We start from the raw sequence: 14,218 nt of genomic DNA, 5'->3' as shown, positions 1-14,218 counted from the left end.
ATGGCAATCGTTAAATGCAAACCGACTTCCCCTGGCCGCCGTTTTGTGGTCAAGGTGGTCAACCAGGAGCTGCATAAAGGCGCTCCTCACGCACCGCTGCTCGAGAAAAAATCGAAGACTGGTGGTCGTAACAACAATGGCCGTATTACCACTCGTCACATCGGTGGTGGTCATAAGCAGCATTACCGTATGGTCGATTTCCGTCGCAACGACAAAGATGGCATCGTCGCCACTGTCGAGCGTATCGAATACGATCCAAACCGTACTGCCCACATCGCACTGCTGTGCTACGCAGACGGCGAGCGCCGCTACATCATCGCCCCTAAAGGCGTGAGTGCTGGCGACCAGCTGATCGCAGGTGCTCTGGCTCCAATCAAGCCAGGCAACTCCCTGCAACTGCGCAACATCCCAGTGGGTAGCACCATTCACGGCATCGAACTGAAGCCGGGCAAAGGTGCACAGATCGCTCGTTCCGCTGGTGCTTCGGCTCAGCTGATCGCTCGTGAAGGTGTCTATGTGACCCTGCGTCTGCGCTCTGGTGAAATGCGTAAAGTCCTGGCTGAATGCCGTGCGACCCTGGGCGAAGTCTCGAACTCCGAGCACAGCCTGCGTTCGCTGGGTAAAGCTGGTGCCAAACGCTGGCGTGGCGTTCGCCCAACCGTTCGTGGTGTTGCCATGAACCCGGTTGACCACCCACATGGTGGTGGTGAAGGTCGTACCTCTGGTGGTCGTCATCCGGTATCGCCATGGGGCTTCCCGACTAAGGGCGCGAAGACTCGTGGTAATAAGCGTACCGACAAAATGATCGTCCGTCGTCGCAAGTAAATAGAGGGATACGACAGTGCCACGTTCTCTGAAAAAAGGTCCTTTTATCGATCTTCACCTACTGAAGAAGATCGAAGTGGCGGCGGAAAAGAACGATCGCAAACCGGTGAAAACCTGGTCGCGTCGTTCGATGATCCTGCCACAAATGGTCGGTCTGACCATCGCAGTACACAACGGTCGTCAGCACGTCCCAGTTCTCGTGAACGAAGACATGGTCGGCCACAAACTGGGCGAGTTCGCCGGTACCCGCACATATCGCGGGCACGTGGCAGACAAGAAAGCCAAGCGTTAAGGGGTTAGGAAATGGAAGTAGCCGCTAAGTTGTCGGGCGCTCGAATCTCCGCCCAGAAAGCCCGCTTGGTCGCCGACCAGATCCGCGGGAAGAAGGTGGGCGAAGCGCTCAACCTGTTGGCTTTCAGCAGTAAGAAAGCCGCCGAGATCATGAAGAAAGTGCTGGAGTCGGCCGTAGCCAACGCCGAGCATAACGAAGGCGCAGACGTTGATGACCTGAAGGTCAGCACCGTTTTCGTCAACGAAGGGCGTTCGCTGAAGCGCATCATGCCACGTGCCAAAGGCCGTGCTGATCGCATCGTCAAGCGGTCTTGCCATATCACTGTCAAGGTTGCTGACAAGTAACGGAGTCGAAGAGATGGGTCAGAAAGTACATCCCATTGGCATTCGCCTGGGAATCGTCAAGGAGCACACCTCCGTCTGGTACGCAGACGGTCGGACTTATGCGGACTACTTGTTCGCTGATCTGAAGGTGCGTGAGTATCTCCAAGACAAACTAAAAAGCGCGTCCGTAAGCCGTATCGACATCCATCGTCCGGCCCAAACTGCACGTATCACCATCCACACCGCTCGTCCAGGTATCGTTATCGGGAAGAAAGGTGAAGATGTTGAGAAACTGCGTCAGGACCTGACCAAGCAAATGGGTGTGCCTGTGCACATCAATATCGAAGAGATCCGCAAGCCGGAGCTCGACGGTATGCTGGTTGCGCAGAGCGTAGCTCAGCAGCTGGAGCGTCGCGTAATGTTCCGTCGCGCTATGAAGCGCGCTGTTCAGAACGCCATGCGCATTGGTGCCAAAGGCATCAAAATCCAAGTGAGCGGTCGTCTCGGCGGTGCTGAAATCGCACGTACTGAATGGTATCGCGAAGGTCGTGTGCCATTGCACACCCTGCGTGCCGACATCGACTATGCCAACTACGAAGCTCACACCACTTACGGTGTGATCGGTGTAAAGGTTTGGATCTTCAAAGGCGAAGTAATTGGTGGTCGCCAAGAAGAGCTGAAACCACAAGCACCAGCGCCTCGTAAAAAAGCTGCTAAGTAAGGGGTACGCCAAATGTTGCAACCAAAGCGTACGAAGTTCCGCAAGCAAATGACTGGCCACAACCGTGGTCTGGCATTGCGCGGTAGCAAAGTCAGCTTCGGCGAGTTCGCGCTGAAGTCTGTAGCTCGTGGTCGTCTCACCGCTCGTCAGATCGAGTCAGCGCGTCGTGCTCTGACCCGTCACGTAAAACGTGGCGGCAAGATCTGGATCCGTGTGTTCCCGGACAAGCCTGTCACCAAGAAGCCACTCGAAGTTCGGATGGGTAAAGGTAAGGGTAACGTGGAATACTGGGTTGCCCAGATTCAGCCAGGCAAAGTCCTGTATGAAATCGAGGGTGTTTCTGAAGAGTTGGCGCGTGAGGCGTTCGCCCTGGCTGCTGCAAAGCTGCCACTCGCCACCTCCTTTGTTAAGCGGACGGTGATGTGATGAAAGCGAATGAACTTCGTGAAAAATCAGCACAGCAGCTGAACGAGCAACTGCTCGGCCTGCTGCGCGACCAGTTCAATCTGCGTATGCAGAAAGCAACTGGCCAGTTGGGGCAGTCTCATCTGCTCTCGCAAGTTAAACGTGACATCGCTCGCGTGAAGACTGTGCTCAACCAGCAGGCAGGTAAGTAATCATGGCTGAAGCCGAAAAAACTGTCCGTACGCTGACTGGCCGTGTTGTCAGCGACAAGATGGACAAGACCATCACCGTTCTGATCGAGCGTCGCGTTAAGCACCCGATCTACGGTAAATACGTTAAGCGTTCGACTAAGCTGCACGCGCACGACGAAACCAATCAGTGCCACATCGGCGACAAAGTCACTATTCGTGAAACTCGTCCGCTGGCCAAGACCAAGTCTTGGGCACTGGTTGATGTTCTCGAACGCGCTGTGGAAGTCTAAGGACTAGGGGTCGGAGAAATTATATGATTCAGACTCAATCCATGCTCGATGTGGCCGATAACAGCGGCGCACGCCGCGTTATGTGCATCAAGGTGCTGGGTGGCTCCCATCGTCGTTACGCTGGTATCGGTGACATCATCAAAGTTACCGTGAAGGAAGCAATTCCTCGCGGTAAAGTGAAAAAAGGCCAAGTGATGACTGCTGTTGTAGTCCGCACTCGCCACGGCGTTCGCCGTGCTGATGGCTCCATTATCCGCTTTGATGGCAACGCTGCTGTTCTGTTGAACAACAAGCAAGAGCCGATCGGCACCCGTATCTTTGGGCCAGTGACCCGTGAACTTCGTACTGAGAAGTTCATGAAGATCGTCTCGCTCGCCCCAGAAGTGCTGTAAGGAGATCCGACATGCAAAAGATTCGTCGTGACGACGAGATCATCGTGATCGCCGGCAAAGACAAAGGTAAGCGCGGTAAGGTGCTGAAGGTTCTTGCTGACAACCGTCTGGTTGTTGGTGGTCTGAACCTGGTCAAGCGTCATACCAAGCCTAACCCGATGTCGGGCGTACAGGGCGGTATCGTCGAGAAAGAAGCGCCACTGCACGCTTCCAACGTCGCCATCTTCAACGGCGAAACCAACAAGGCTGACCGCGTTGGTTTCAAAGTAGAAGAAGGTAAGAAAATTCGTGTCTTCAAGTCGACCCAAAAAGCGGTTGATGCTTGAACACTGCTAGGTAGAAGACCATGGCACGACTAAAAGAGATTTACCGGAAGGAAATCGCACCGAAACTTAAGGAAGAACTTAAGCTTTCGAACGTGATGGAAGTTCCGCGCGTTACCAAAATCACCCTGAACATGGGTCTGGGCGAAGCGATCGGCGACAAAAAAGTCATCGAGCACGCTGTTGCTGACCTGGAAAAGATCACCGGCCAGAAAGTCGTTGTGACCTACGCTCGCAAATCTATCGCTGGCTTTAAAGTCCGTGAAGGTTGGCCGATCGGCGTCAAAGTGACCCTGCGCCGTGAGCGTATGTACGAATTCCTGGATCGTCTGCTGTCGATCTCCCTGCCTCGGGTTCGCGACTTCCGCGGCCTGAATGCCAAGTCCTTCGATGGTCGTGGTAACTACAGCATGGGCGTGAAAGAGCAGATCATTTTCCCGGAAATCGATTACGACAAGATCGATGCTCTCCGCGGTCTGGACATTACCCTGACCACCACTGCCAAGAACGATGATGAAGGTCGCGCTCTGCTGCGCGCTTTCAAATTCCCGTTCCGCAACTGATTGGAGTAGGAAAATGGCCAAGAAGAGCATGAAAAACCGTGAGCTGAAGCGTCAGCTCACCGTTGCCAAGTACGCCACCAAGCGTGCAGCGCTGAAAGCTATCATCGTCGATCTGAACGCAAGTCCAGAAGCGCGTTGGGAAGCTTCCGTAGCACTGCAGAAGCAGCCACGTGACGCAAGCGCTTCGCGCATGCGTAACCGCTGCCGCCTGACTGGTCGTCCGCACGGCGTTTACCGCAAGTTCGGCCTGGGCCGTAACAAACTGCGTGAAGCGGCAATGCGTGGTGACGTACCAGGTCTGGTTAAAGCCAGCTGGTAAGTGCTATCAAAGTCTCGGTGTTCGGGATCGCAAGATCCTGACCATCGGTGGCCTTGAAACTGAATCAAGCCCCTTTTGGGGCTTGATTCATTTCTGGGGTGTGTCTAGAATGACCGGCTCGCCTGAGCCCGTGTTTTCTATGCCCGGAGTTTCTCGGCGACAAGTAGTAGCCGCAAGGCTAATTTTTCTGTATTAGGAGCGTCTAGCCCATGAGTATGCAGGACCCGTTAGCGGACATGCTAACTCGAATCCGTAATGCCCAGATGGCTGAAAAGTCCGTCGTAAGCATGCCGTCTTCCACGTTGAAGGTGGCTGTAGCCAAAGTCCTGAAGGACGAAGGTTACATCGCGGGTTATCAGATCAGCAGCGAAATCAAACCACTGCTGTCCATCGAGCTGAAGTACTTCGAAGGCCGTCCGGTCATCGAGGAAGTGAAGCGCGTTAGCCGTCCAGGCCTGCGTCAGTACAAGTCCGTCGAGGATCTGCCAAAAGTTCGTGGCGGTCTCGGTGTGTCTATCGTCTCCACCAACAAGGGTGTGATGACTGATCGTGCTGCGCGCGCTGCCGGTGTCGGCGGCGAAGTTCTTTGCACTGTGTTCTAAGGGGGGATAAGCATGTCTCGCGTCGCTAAGAACCCCGTTAAGCTGCCAGCCGGCGTCGAAGTAAAATTCGCAGGCCAACAGCTTTCGGTAAAGGGTGCCAAGGGCACTCTCGAACTGAACATCCATTCGTCCGTTGAGATCGTTGAAGAAGCCGGTGAGCTGCGTTTTGCTGCTCGCAATGGCGATCAACAGACTCGCGCAATGGCTGGTACCACTCGTGCGTTGGTTAACAACATGGTCCAAGGCGTAAGCCAAGGCTTCGAGCGCAAGCTCCAGCTGGTCGGTGTTGGTTACAAAGCGCAAGCAAAAGGCACAGTGCTGAACCTGGCTCTCGGCTTCTCGCACCCAGTGGATTACGAACTGCCGGAAGGCATCACCGCTGAGACTCCTAGCCAGACCGATATCCTGATCCGGGGTATCGACAAGCAGCTGGTAGGTCAAGTGGCCGCCGAGATCCGCGACTTCCGTCCACCAGAGCCGTACAAAGGCAAAGGTGTGCGCTACGCGGACGAAGTCGTCCGTCGTAAAGAAGCCAAGAAGAAGTAGGGCATAGCAAATGACCGACAAAAAAGTTACTCGACTGCGTCGCGCTCGCAAAGCACGCCTGAAAATGCACGAACTCGAAGTCGTGCGTCTCTGCGTGTTCCGCTCTTCGCAGCACATCTACGCCCAGGTCATTTCGGCCGACGGCAACAAAGTCCTGGCAAGTGCCTCGACTTTGGACAAAGAACTGCGTGATGGTGCCACCGGCAACATCGACGCGGCCACTAAGGTTGGCCAGCTGGTCGCTACGCGTGCTAAAGCCGCTGGCGTCTCGCAGGTGGCTTTCGACCGCTCTGGCTTCAAGTACCACGGCCGCGTCAAGGCGCTGGCTGATGCTGCTCGTGAAGCTGGGCTGGAGTTCTAAGTTATGTCAAATAACGACCAAAAGCGCGACGAAGGCTACATCGAGAAGCTGGTTCAAGTTAACCGCGTAGCCAAAACCGTTAAAGGCGGCCGTATCTTCACTTTCACCGCGTTGACCGTGGTTGGTGATGGTAAGGGTCGCGTTGGCTTCGGCCGTGGCAAGTCGCGTGAAGTGCCTGCTGCGATCCAGAAGGCAATGGAAGCTGCTCGCCGCAACATGATCCAGGTTGATCTGAACGGCACCACTCTGCAGTACGCAATGAAGTCCGCTCACGGCGCTTCGAAGGTGTACATGCAGCCTGCTTCTGAAGGTACCGGTATCATCGCTGGCGGCGCTATGCGTGCTGTCCTCGAAGTTGCTGGCGTTCAGAACGTTCTGGCCAAGTGCTACGGCTCGACTAACCCTGTAAACGTGGTTCACGCCACTTTCAAGGGTTTGAAAGCAATGCAGTCTCCTGAATCCATTGCCGCCAAGCGTGGCAAAAGCGTCAAGGAGATCTTCTGATCATGGCTACCGTAAAAGTAACGCTGATCAAAAGCATGACCGGCCGCATCCCTAACCACAAACTGTGCGTTAAGGGTCTGGGTCTGCGTCGCATCGGTCACACTGTAGAAGTGCTGGATACTCCCGAGAATCGCGGGATGATCAACAAGGCTTACTACATGCTGCGTGTCGAGGGTTAATCGATGAAACTCAATGATCTGAGTCCAGCGCCGGGTTCCCGTCGCGAAAAGCATCGTCCGGGCCGTGGTATCGGTAGTGGTTTGGGTAAGACTGGTGGCCGTGGCCACAAAGGTCAGACCTCCCGCTCCGGTGGCACCATTGCTCCAGGCTTTGAAGGCGGTCAACAGCCGCTGCATCGTCGCCTGCCGAAGTTCGGTTTCGTTTCCCTGAAAGCCATGGACCGCGCAGAAGTGCGTCTGTCCGAGCTGGCCAAAGTGGAAGGCGACATCGTCACCGTGCAGTCCCTGAAAGATGCCAACGTGATCAACGTCAACGTACAGCGTGTGAAAATCATGCTGTCCGGTGAAGTGACTCGCGCTGTCACTATCGGCAAGGGAATCGGCGCCACCAAAGGTGCGCGTGCGGCTATCGAAGCAGCTGGCGGCAAGTTCGAGGAATAAATGGCTAAGCAAGGTGCTCTCTCTGCGCTCGGCAAAGGCGGTATGTCTGAACTCTGGGCTCGTCTGCGTTTTCTGTTCCTGGCGATTATCGTCTACCGAATAGGCGCACACATCCCGGTTCCAGGTATCAACCCGGACCGACTCGCGGACCTGTTTCGACAGAATGAGGGGACCATTCTTAGCTTGTTCAACATGTTTTCCGGCGGCGCGCTGGAACGGATGAGCATCTTTGCACTGGGGATCATGCCGTACATTTCGGCATCGATCATCATGCAACTGATGACCGCCGTCAGCCCGCAGCTGGAGCAGTTGAAGAAGGAAGGTGAAGCTGGCCGTCGCAAGATCAGCCAGTACACCCGCTACGGCACTGTCGTCCTCGCTCTTGTTCAGGCTATCGGCATGTCCGTAGGTCTGGCAGGGCAGGGCGTTGCGTTCACTGGTGACTTTGGCTTCCATTTCGTTGCGGTAACCACGTTTGTGGCTGGCGCAATGTTCATGATGTGGCTGGGTGAGCAGATTACTGAGCGTGGTGTTGGCAACGGTATCTCGATGTTGATTTTCGCGGGTATCGTGGCCGGTCTTCCGAGAGCAATCGGGCAGTCTTTCGAGTCTGCGCGTCAGGGTGATATCAACATCTTCGCCCTGGTTGCCATCGGTCTGCTGGCAGTAGCGATTATCGGTTTCGTGGTGTTCATTGAGCGTGGTCAGCGTCGTATTGCTGTTCACTACGCCAAGCGTCAGCAGGGCCGCAAGGTCTTCGCTGCGCAGACTAGCCACCTGCCGTTGAAGGTGAACATGGCCGGCGTTATTCCGGCTATTTTCGCAAGCAGCATTTTGCTGTTTCCGGCTTCGTTGGGTGCCTGGTTCGGTCAGTCTGAAGGTATGGGCTGGTTGCAGGACATCTCGCAGTCGATCGCTCCTGGTCAGCCGTTGAATATTCTGCTGTTTAGTGCAGGGATTATTTTCTTCTGCTTCTTCTATACGGCGTTGATGTTCAATCCGAAAGACGTAGCGGAAAACCTGAAGAAGTCCGGTGCCTTTATTCCGGGCATCCGTCCAGGCGAGCAGTCTGCGCGCTATATTGATGGCGTTCTGACCCGCTTGACCATGTTCGGTGCTCTCTATATGACGGCCGTGTGCTTGCTGCCCCAGTTCCTGGTGGTTGCAGCAAACGTTCCGTTCTACCTTGGCGGGACCTCGTTGCTGATCGTCGTCGTGGTTGTGATGGACTTCATGTCCCAAGTACAATCGCACCTCGTTTCGCACCAGTACGAATCCCTGATGAAGAAAGCCAACCTGAAGGGTTACGGCAGCGGCATGCTGCGCTGACCCATAAGGTTCGAGGAGTTGGTGATGAAAGTTCGTGCATCGGTGAAAAAGCTGTGCCGTAACTGCAAGATTATTCGCCGCGAAGGTGTTGTTCGAGTAATTTGCAGCGCGGAACCGCGTCACAAACAGCGCCAAGGCTGAGTGTGATTGTGCTTCAAGCCCAGCAGCTAGTGCGCTGCTGGGTTGATTATTTGTTATTACAGCGATATTATCTCGCGCCCTATTTCTTGGCTTCCGGGGCGTAGGTAGCTGTCAATTGGAGTCCCACTGAATGGCCCGTATTGCAGGCGTTAACATTCCAGATAACAAGCATACTGTTATCTCGCTGACCTACATCTATGGTGTTGGTCGCACTACTGCACAGAAGATCTGTGCAGATGCTGGGGTAAACCCGGCCGCAAAGATCAAGGATCTGAGCGACGAGCAAATTGAACAGCTGCGTGGCGAAGTGGCGAAGTTCACCACTGAAGGTGACCTGCGTCGCGAAATCAACATGAAAATCAAGCGCTTGATGGACCTCGGTTGCTATCGCGGTCTGCGTCATCGTCGTGGTCTGCCAGTACGCGGTCAGCGTACCAAGACCAACGCGCGTACCCGTAAAGGTCCGCGTAAGCCGATCCGCAAGTAATCGCCCCAGCGAATCGACAGGAATTTAATCATGGCAAAACCTGCTGCTCGTCCTCGTAAAAAAGTTAAAAAGACAGTGGTTGATGGCATCGCCCACATCCATGCATCTTTTAACAACACAATCGTGACCATCACCGACCGTCAAGGTAACGCTCTTTCCTGGGCTACCTCCGGTGGTTCGGGTTTCCGCGGTTCCCGCAAGTCCACCCCGTTTGCTGCTCAAGTAGCTGCTGAACGTGCTGGTCAAGCTGCGCTGGAATACGGCCTGAAAAACCTCGACGTTAACGTCAAGGGTCCAGGTCCAGGTCGTGAGTCCGCTGTCCGTGCTTTGAACGGCTGTGGCTATAAGATCGCCAGCATCACCGACGTGACGCCAATCCCGCACAACGGGTGCCGTCCGCCGAAGAAGCGCCGCGTGTAATCCAGGAGATTGTAAAGAATGGCTCGTTACATTGGTCCAAAATGCAAACTCGCTCGTCGCGAAGGCACCGATCTCTTCCTGAAGAGCGGCGTGCGCGCGATCGAATCGAAGTGCAACATTGAAGCAGCACCTGGTATCCACGGCCAACGCCGCGGTCGCCAGTCCGACTACGGCACCCAACTGCGTGAAAAGCAGAAGGTCCGTCGTATCTACGGCGTTCTCGAGCGTCAGTTCAGCGGCTACTACAAAGAAGCCGCCGGCAAGAAAGGTGCAACCGGTGAAAACCTGCTGCAACTGCTCGAATGCCGTCTGGACAACGTTGTATACCGTATGGGCTTTGGTTCGACTCGTGCCGAATCCCGTCAGCTGGTATCGCACAAATCCGTCAGCGTTAACGGTCAGACCGTAAACGTTCCGTCCTACCAGGTTCGTGCTGGTGACGTGGTCGCGATTCGCGAGAAAGCAAAGAATCAACTTCGCATTGTCCAAGCTCTCGATCTGTGTGCCCAACGTGGCCGCGTAGAATGGGTAGAAGTAGACACTGAGAAGAAGTCGGGCGTTTTCAAGAACGTTCCAGCTCGCAGTGATCTGTCCGCCGACATCAACGAAAGCCTGATTGTCGAGCTCTACTCCAAGTAAGGGCTAGAAAATAGGTGCATCCATGCAGATTTCGGTAAATGAGTTCCTGACACCCCGCCATATTGATGTGCAGGTTGTCAGTCCAACCCGCGCCAAGATCACTCTCGAGCCTCTCGAGCGTGGTTTTGGCCACACCCTGGGCAACGCGCTGCGCCGCATCCTGTTGTCCTCAATGCCCGGCTGTGCAGTAGTCGAGGCCGAGATTGACGGTGTGCTCCACGAGTACAGCGCCATCGAAGGTGTACAGGAAGACGTAATTGAAATCCTGTTGAACCTTAAAGGTCTGGCTATCAAGCTGCACGGCCGTGACGAAGTTACGCTGACCTTGTCGAAGAAGGGTTCGGGGGTGGTTACCGCTGCCGATATTCAGCTGGATCATGATGTCGAGATCGTTAATCCCGATCACGTAATCGCTAACCTGGCGTCTAACGGCGCCCTGAACATGAAGCTCGTAGTAGCTCGTGGTCGTGGTTATGAACCGGCCGACTCGCGTCAGAGCGATGAAGACGAAAGCCGCAGCATTGGTCGCTTGCAGCTTGACTCTTCGTTCAGCCCGGTTCGCCGTATCGCATACGTGGTGGAAAACGCCCGTGTCGAGCAGCGTACTAACCTGGACAAGCTGGTTATTGATCTGGAAACCAACGGTACTCTGGATCCTGAAGAGGCTATCCGCCGCGCTGCAACCATCCTGCAACAGCAGTTGGCTGCGTTCGTCGACCTCAAGGGTGACAGTGAGCCAGTGGTAATCGAGCAGGAAGACGAGATCGATCCGATCCTGCTTCGCCCGGTTGACGATCTGGAACTGACTGTACGTTCGGCTAACTGCCTTAAGGCGGAAAACATTTACTACATCGGCGACCTGATTCAGCGTACCGAAGTAGAACTGTTGAAGACTCCGAACCTGGGCAAGAAATCCTTGACTGAAATCAAGGACGTTCTGGCCTCCCGCGGTCTGTCCCTCGGCATGCGCCTCGACAACTGGCCGCCTGCAAGTCTTAAGAAGGACGACAAGGCGACTGCCTGATCGTCGTAATCACCGAACGTAGTGTTTGGTAAGGAATGAACCATGCGTCATCGTAAAAGTGGGCGTCACCTGAGCCGCACCAGCTCGCACCGCAAGGCCATGTTCCAAAACATGGCGGTGTCGCTGTTCGAGCACGAGCTGATCAAAACTACACTGCCGAAAGCCAAAGAACTGCGCCGCGTTGCTGAGCCGCTGATCACTTTGGCCAAGACAGACAGCCTGGCTAACCGCCGTCTGGCTTTCGACCGTACTCGTTCGAAAGCTATCGTTGGTAAGCTCTTCAACGACCTGGGCAAGCGTTACGCTACCCGTGAGGGTGGCTACCTGCGCATCCTCAAGTGCGGTTTCCGCGCTGGCGACAACGCGCCTATGGCGTACGTCGAGTTGGTTGATCGTGCTACCGGCGGTGAAGCTGTATCCGCTGAGTAAGACGTCAGTCTGAAACAAAAAACCGGGCCTCGTGCCCGGTTTTTTGTGCGCGCAAGAAAAGTCAGTGCTGGCAACAGGTCGATCCGGGTGCTGTCCAGTGGTGCTGGCTATTAGTTTATTTCTATTGATGTCGATCAATTAATAAATTTGATGGTGTCATGTTCATGGTCAATACTCCCTCTCAGCCGATTAGCCGGCAGTTTCCAGGACTGAAGAGGAAGATTGAGCATGAGCCAAAACAAAACGCTGACTACCGCTAGCGGCGCACCTGTCGCCGATAACCAGAATTCCCGTTCCGCCGGCCCTCGTGGCCCGCTGCTGCTCGACGATTTCCACCTGATCGAGAAGCTTGCCCACTTCAACCGTGAAAACATCCCGGAGCGCCGTGTACACGCCAAGGGCTCGGGTGCTTACGGTACGTTCACTGTTACGCGCGACATTACCCAGTACACCAGCGCCAAGCTGTTCGAATCGGTGGGTAAACAAACCCCTACGTTTCTGCGGTTCTCCACTGTCGGTGGCGAGCGCGGCTCAGCTGACACCGAACGCGATCCACGTGGTTTTGCGCTCAAGTTCTATACCGAGGAAGGCAACTGGGACATCGTGGGCAATAACACGCCAGTGTTCTTCATTCGCGACCCGTTGAAGTTCCCGGATTTCATCCACACCCAGAAACGCCTGCCGCAGAGCAACCTGAAAAGTGCACAGATGATGTGGGACTTCTGGTCGCACTCACCTGAGGCGCTGCACCAGGTCACCATCCTGTTCTCTGATCGGGGTATCCCTGACGGCTACCGTCACATGCACGGCTTCGGCAGCCACACCTACAGCCTGATCGGCGCCCAAGGCGAGCGTCACTGGGTCAAGTGGCACTACAAGACCAAGCAGGGCATCAAGAACCTGGCGCCGGCCGAGGCGGCACGTCTGGCCGGTACGGATCCGGATTACGCTCAGCGTGATCTGTTTGGTGCGATCGAGCGCGGTGACTTCCCGAAATGGCGGGTATGCATCCAGATCATGAGCGAGGCCCAAGCCGCGGCGCATTACGAAAACCCGTTCGACGTGACCAAGACCTGGTCGCAGAAGGAGTTCCCGCTGATTGAAGTGGGTGAACTGGAGCTCAACCGTAATCCGCAGAACTACTTCGCTGAAGTCGAGCAGGCAGCCTTTGGTCCAAGCAACATGGTGCCAGGGGTGGGTCTGTCGCCGGACCGCATGCTGCAAGGTCGGGTTTTTGCCTACGCGGATGCCCACCGCTACCGCGTCGGTACCAATCACCAGCAGTTGCCGGTGAATGCGCCTCGCAGTCCGGTCAACAGCTACCAGCGCGACGGCTCGATGGCGTTTGGCAGTAACGGTGGTGCGACACCTAACTATGAGCCCAACAGCTACGTGGAAGCGCCCAAGCAGGCCCCTCGTTTTGCCGAGCCGGCATTGGCATTGAGTGGCGCGGCTGATCGCTACGATCACCGTGAAGACACCGACTACTACAGCCATGCCGGTGCGTTGTTCCGGTTGATGAGCGATGAGCAGAAAGCCCTGCTGATCAGCAACATTGCCGGTGCCATGGCGGGTGTTTCCGGTGACGTGGTCGATCGCCAGCTGCAGCATTTCTTCAAGGCTGACCAGGCCTATGGCGAAGGCATCGCGAAGGCGTTGGGCGTACAGCTTAACTAAGTCTAAACGATAAGCAGAACCGCCCTCATTTGGGCGGTTTTTGCGTTATTTAAACTGATTTTCTCAGAATATCTTCGCTTTTATCGCGCGATTCGAGTGACCAAACGGTCGCCTTGGTTCAAACTACAGACTTTCAAGCAGGGAGATGTAGGGCAATGCAAGGTCACCCGGACGTAATCGATTACCTCAACACATTGCTCACGGGCGAACTGGCAGCGCGTGATCAGTATTTCATCCATTCGCGGATGTATGAGGACTGGGGCTTTACCGAGCTCTACGAGCGCATCAATCACGAAATGGAAGAAGAGACTCAGCACGCCGATGCACTGATGCGCCGGATCCTGATGCTCGAAGGCACGCCACGCATGCGTGCGGACGATCTGGACGTCGGGACTACGGTGCCTGACATGTTCGCCGCCGACCTGCGCCTGGAGTACAAGGTGCGTGCAGCGCTCTGCAAAGGCATCGAGCTCTGCGAGCGGCACAAGGATTACATCAGCCGCGACATGCTGCGCATTCAGTTGGCCGATACCGAAGAAGATCACACCTACTGGCTGGAGAAACAGCTGGGACTGATCAAACTGATCGGTCTGGAGAACTACCTGCAATCGCAGTTCTAACGCGCCTGCAGATCGCACAAAAAAGCCCCTGGCACTGAATAAGTGCCAGGGGCTAATGAGATGGTCAGCCTGACCGAGAAGCCCTGCAGGTTTACGCTTGCAGGGCTTTTCTCGTTTTCGGACGGAGGATCTCTCATGAATACGATGACGCTTCTCGGTATCGACATCGGCAAAC

General features: G+C 55.3%; 26 protein-coding genes. All 26 read left to right on the top strand.

What is annotated here, in order from left to right; all coding sequences use genetic code 11:
* The 26 genes from rplB (at window position 1) to bfr (ending at window position 14,043) form a co-directional block, all read left to right on the top strand.
* Window positions 1-825, top strand: coding sequence for a 50S ribosomal protein L2 (gene rplB / locus CKW07_RS24355; RefSeq protein ID WP_095147403.1), 825 nt, complete (start codon window positions 1-3; stop codon window positions 823-825).
* Window positions 826-841: 16 nt separating this feature from the next.
* Window positions 842-1,117, top strand: coding sequence for a 30S ribosomal protein S19 (gene rpsS / locus CKW07_RS24350; RefSeq protein WP_002555486.1), 276 nt, complete (start codon window positions 842-844; stop codon window positions 1,115-1,117).
* An 11-nt stretch (window positions 1,118-1,128) separates the two neighbouring features.
* Window positions 1,129-1,461 (top strand): 50S ribosomal protein L22, encoded by a 333-nt coding sequence (rplV, locus tag CKW07_RS24345; protein WP_003103908.1) that lies wholly within the window; start codon window positions 1,129-1,131, stop codon window positions 1,459-1,461.
* A gap of 13 nt (window positions 1,462-1,474) precedes the next feature.
* A complete protein-coding gene (rpsC, locus tag CKW07_RS24340) occupies window positions 1,475-2,161 on the top strand; it encodes a 30S ribosomal protein S3 (protein ID WP_003176422.1) in 687 nt (228 codons plus the stop codon).
* Window positions 2,162-2,173: 12 nt separating this feature from the next.
* Window positions 2,174-2,587, top strand: coding sequence for a 50S ribosomal protein L16 (gene rplP / locus CKW07_RS24335; protein ID WP_003186052.1), 414 nt, complete (start codon window positions 2,174-2,176; stop codon window positions 2,585-2,587).
* The gene (rpmC, locus tag CKW07_RS24330; protein ID WP_002555481.1) at window positions 2,587-2,778 is read left to right on the top strand and encodes a 50S ribosomal protein L29; all 192 of its coding nucleotides are present in this window, start codon (window positions 2,587-2,589) and stop codon (window positions 2,776-2,778) included. Before rplP ends, rpmC begins: the two co-directional genes overlap by 1 nt.
* Before the next feature lie 2 nt (window positions 2,779-2,780).
* The gene (gene rpsQ / locus CKW07_RS24325; protein WP_003176419.1) at window positions 2,781-3,047 is read left to right on the top strand and encodes a 30S ribosomal protein S17; all 267 of its coding nucleotides are present in this window, start codon (window positions 2,781-2,783) and stop codon (window positions 3,045-3,047) included.
* Window positions 3,048-3,070: 23 nt separating this feature from the next.
* Window positions 3,071-3,439 (top strand): 50S ribosomal protein L14, encoded by a 369-nt coding sequence (gene rplN, locus CKW07_RS24320; RefSeq protein ID WP_002555479.1) that lies wholly within the window; start codon window positions 3,071-3,073, stop codon window positions 3,437-3,439.
* An 11-nt stretch (window positions 3,440-3,450) separates the two neighbouring features.
* Window positions 3,451-3,765: a 50S ribosomal protein L24 gene (gene rplX / locus CKW07_RS24315; protein WP_042561341.1), complete on the top strand. Its 315-nt coding sequence runs from the start codon at window positions 3,451-3,453 to the stop codon at window positions 3,763-3,765.
* Window positions 3,766-3,785: 20 nt separating this feature from the next.
* Window positions 3,786-4,325 carry a 50S ribosomal protein L5 gene (gene rplE, locus CKW07_RS24310; RefSeq protein ID WP_003210069.1) on the top strand — a complete coding sequence of 180 codons (540 nt, stop codon included), beginning with the start codon at window positions 3,786-3,788 and terminating at the stop codon, window positions 4,323-4,325.
* A gap of 13 nt (window positions 4,326-4,338) precedes the next feature.
* Window positions 4,339-4,644 (top strand): 30S ribosomal protein S14, encoded by a 306-nt coding sequence (gene rpsN / locus CKW07_RS24305; protein WP_093426479.1) that lies wholly within the window; start codon window positions 4,339-4,341, stop codon window positions 4,642-4,644.
* A gap of 209 nt (window positions 4,645-4,853) precedes the next feature.
* Window positions 4,854-5,246 (top strand): 30S ribosomal protein S8, encoded by a 393-nt coding sequence (rpsH, locus tag CKW07_RS24300; RefSeq protein WP_017848802.1) that lies wholly within the window; start codon window positions 4,854-4,856, stop codon window positions 5,244-5,246.
* Window positions 5,247-5,258: 12 nt separating this feature from the next.
* Window positions 5,259-5,792 (top strand): 50S ribosomal protein L6, encoded by a 534-nt coding sequence (gene rplF / locus CKW07_RS24295; protein ID WP_007896774.1) that lies wholly within the window; start codon window positions 5,259-5,261, stop codon window positions 5,790-5,792.
* Between the two features lie 10 nt (window positions 5,793-5,802).
* Entirely contained in the window at window positions 5,803-6,153 is a 351-nt protein-coding gene (gene rplR, locus CKW07_RS24290) for a 50S ribosomal protein L18 (RefSeq protein ID WP_003186037.1), read from the top strand.
* Between the two features lie 3 nt (window positions 6,154-6,156).
* Entirely contained in the window at window positions 6,157-6,657 is a 501-nt protein-coding gene (rpsE, locus tag CKW07_RS24285) for a 30S ribosomal protein S5 (RefSeq protein ID WP_003186035.1), read from the top strand.
* A gap of 2 nt (window positions 6,658-6,659) precedes the next feature.
* Window positions 6,660-6,836 (top strand): 50S ribosomal protein L30, encoded by a 177-nt coding sequence (gene rpmD / locus CKW07_RS24280; protein WP_003186033.1) that lies wholly within the window; start codon window positions 6,660-6,662, stop codon window positions 6,834-6,836.
* Between the two features lie 3 nt (window positions 6,837-6,839).
* Window positions 6,840-7,277 carry a 50S ribosomal protein L15 gene (rplO, locus tag CKW07_RS24275; RefSeq protein WP_003228720.1) on the top strand — a complete coding sequence of 146 codons (438 nt, stop codon included), beginning with the start codon at window positions 6,840-6,842 and terminating at the stop codon, window positions 7,275-7,277.
* On the top strand, window positions 7,278-8,606 hold the full coding sequence (gene secY, locus CKW07_RS24270) for a preprotein translocase subunit SecY (RefSeq protein WP_095080431.1): 1,329 nt from the start codon (window positions 7,278-7,280) through the stop codon (window positions 8,604-8,606).
* Between the two features lie 24 nt (window positions 8,607-8,630).
* Entirely contained in the window at window positions 8,631-8,747 is a 117-nt protein-coding gene (gene rpmJ / locus CKW07_RS24265) for a 50S ribosomal protein L36 (RefSeq protein WP_002555468.1), read from the top strand.
* Window positions 8,748-8,877: 130 nt separating this feature from the next.
* Window positions 8,878-9,234 (top strand): 30S ribosomal protein S13, encoded by a 357-nt coding sequence (gene rpsM, locus CKW07_RS24260; RefSeq protein WP_042729624.1) that lies wholly within the window; start codon window positions 8,878-8,880, stop codon window positions 9,232-9,234.
* 30 nt (window positions 9,235-9,264) lie between these two features.
* Window positions 9,265-9,654 (top strand): 30S ribosomal protein S11, encoded by a 390-nt coding sequence (gene rpsK / locus CKW07_RS24255; RefSeq protein WP_002555466.1) that lies wholly within the window; start codon window positions 9,265-9,267, stop codon window positions 9,652-9,654.
* Between the two features lie 18 nt (window positions 9,655-9,672).
* Window positions 9,673-10,293 (top strand): 30S ribosomal protein S4, encoded by a 621-nt coding sequence (gene rpsD / locus CKW07_RS24250; protein WP_003210056.1) that lies wholly within the window; start codon window positions 9,673-9,675, stop codon window positions 10,291-10,293.
* Window positions 10,294-10,315: 22 nt separating this feature from the next.
* The gene (rpoA, locus tag CKW07_RS24245) at window positions 10,316-11,317 is read left to right on the top strand and encodes a DNA-directed RNA polymerase subunit alpha (RefSeq protein WP_007924176.1); all 1,002 of its coding nucleotides are present in this window, start codon (window positions 10,316-10,318) and stop codon (window positions 11,315-11,317) included.
* A gap of 42 nt (window positions 11,318-11,359) precedes the next feature.
* Complete coding sequence (rplQ, locus tag CKW07_RS24240) at window positions 11,360-11,746, top strand: 50S ribosomal protein L17 (RefSeq protein ID WP_024778333.1); 387 nt, start codon at window positions 11,360-11,362, stop codon at window positions 11,744-11,746.
* Window positions 11,747-11,974: 228 nt separating this feature from the next.
* Window positions 11,975-13,423 carry a catalase gene (locus CKW07_RS24235; protein ID WP_095147402.1) on the top strand — a complete coding sequence of 483 codons (1,449 nt, stop codon included), beginning with the start codon at window positions 11,975-11,977 and terminating at the stop codon, window positions 13,421-13,423.
* 155 nt (window positions 13,424-13,578) lie between these two features.
* A complete protein-coding gene (gene bfr / locus CKW07_RS24230; protein WP_095147401.1) occupies window positions 13,579-14,043 on the top strand; it encodes a bacterioferritin in 465 nt (154 codons plus the stop codon).
* The last annotated feature ends 175 nt before the right edge of the window (window positions 14,044-14,218 follow it).

This window comes from Pseudomonas sp. Irchel s3b6 (assembly GCF_900187415.1).
Classification (GTDB): Bacteria; Pseudomonadota; Gammaproteobacteria; order Pseudomonadales; family Pseudomonadaceae; genus Aquipseudomonas.
This window is presented reverse-complemented; position numbering and strand designations above follow the sequence as displayed.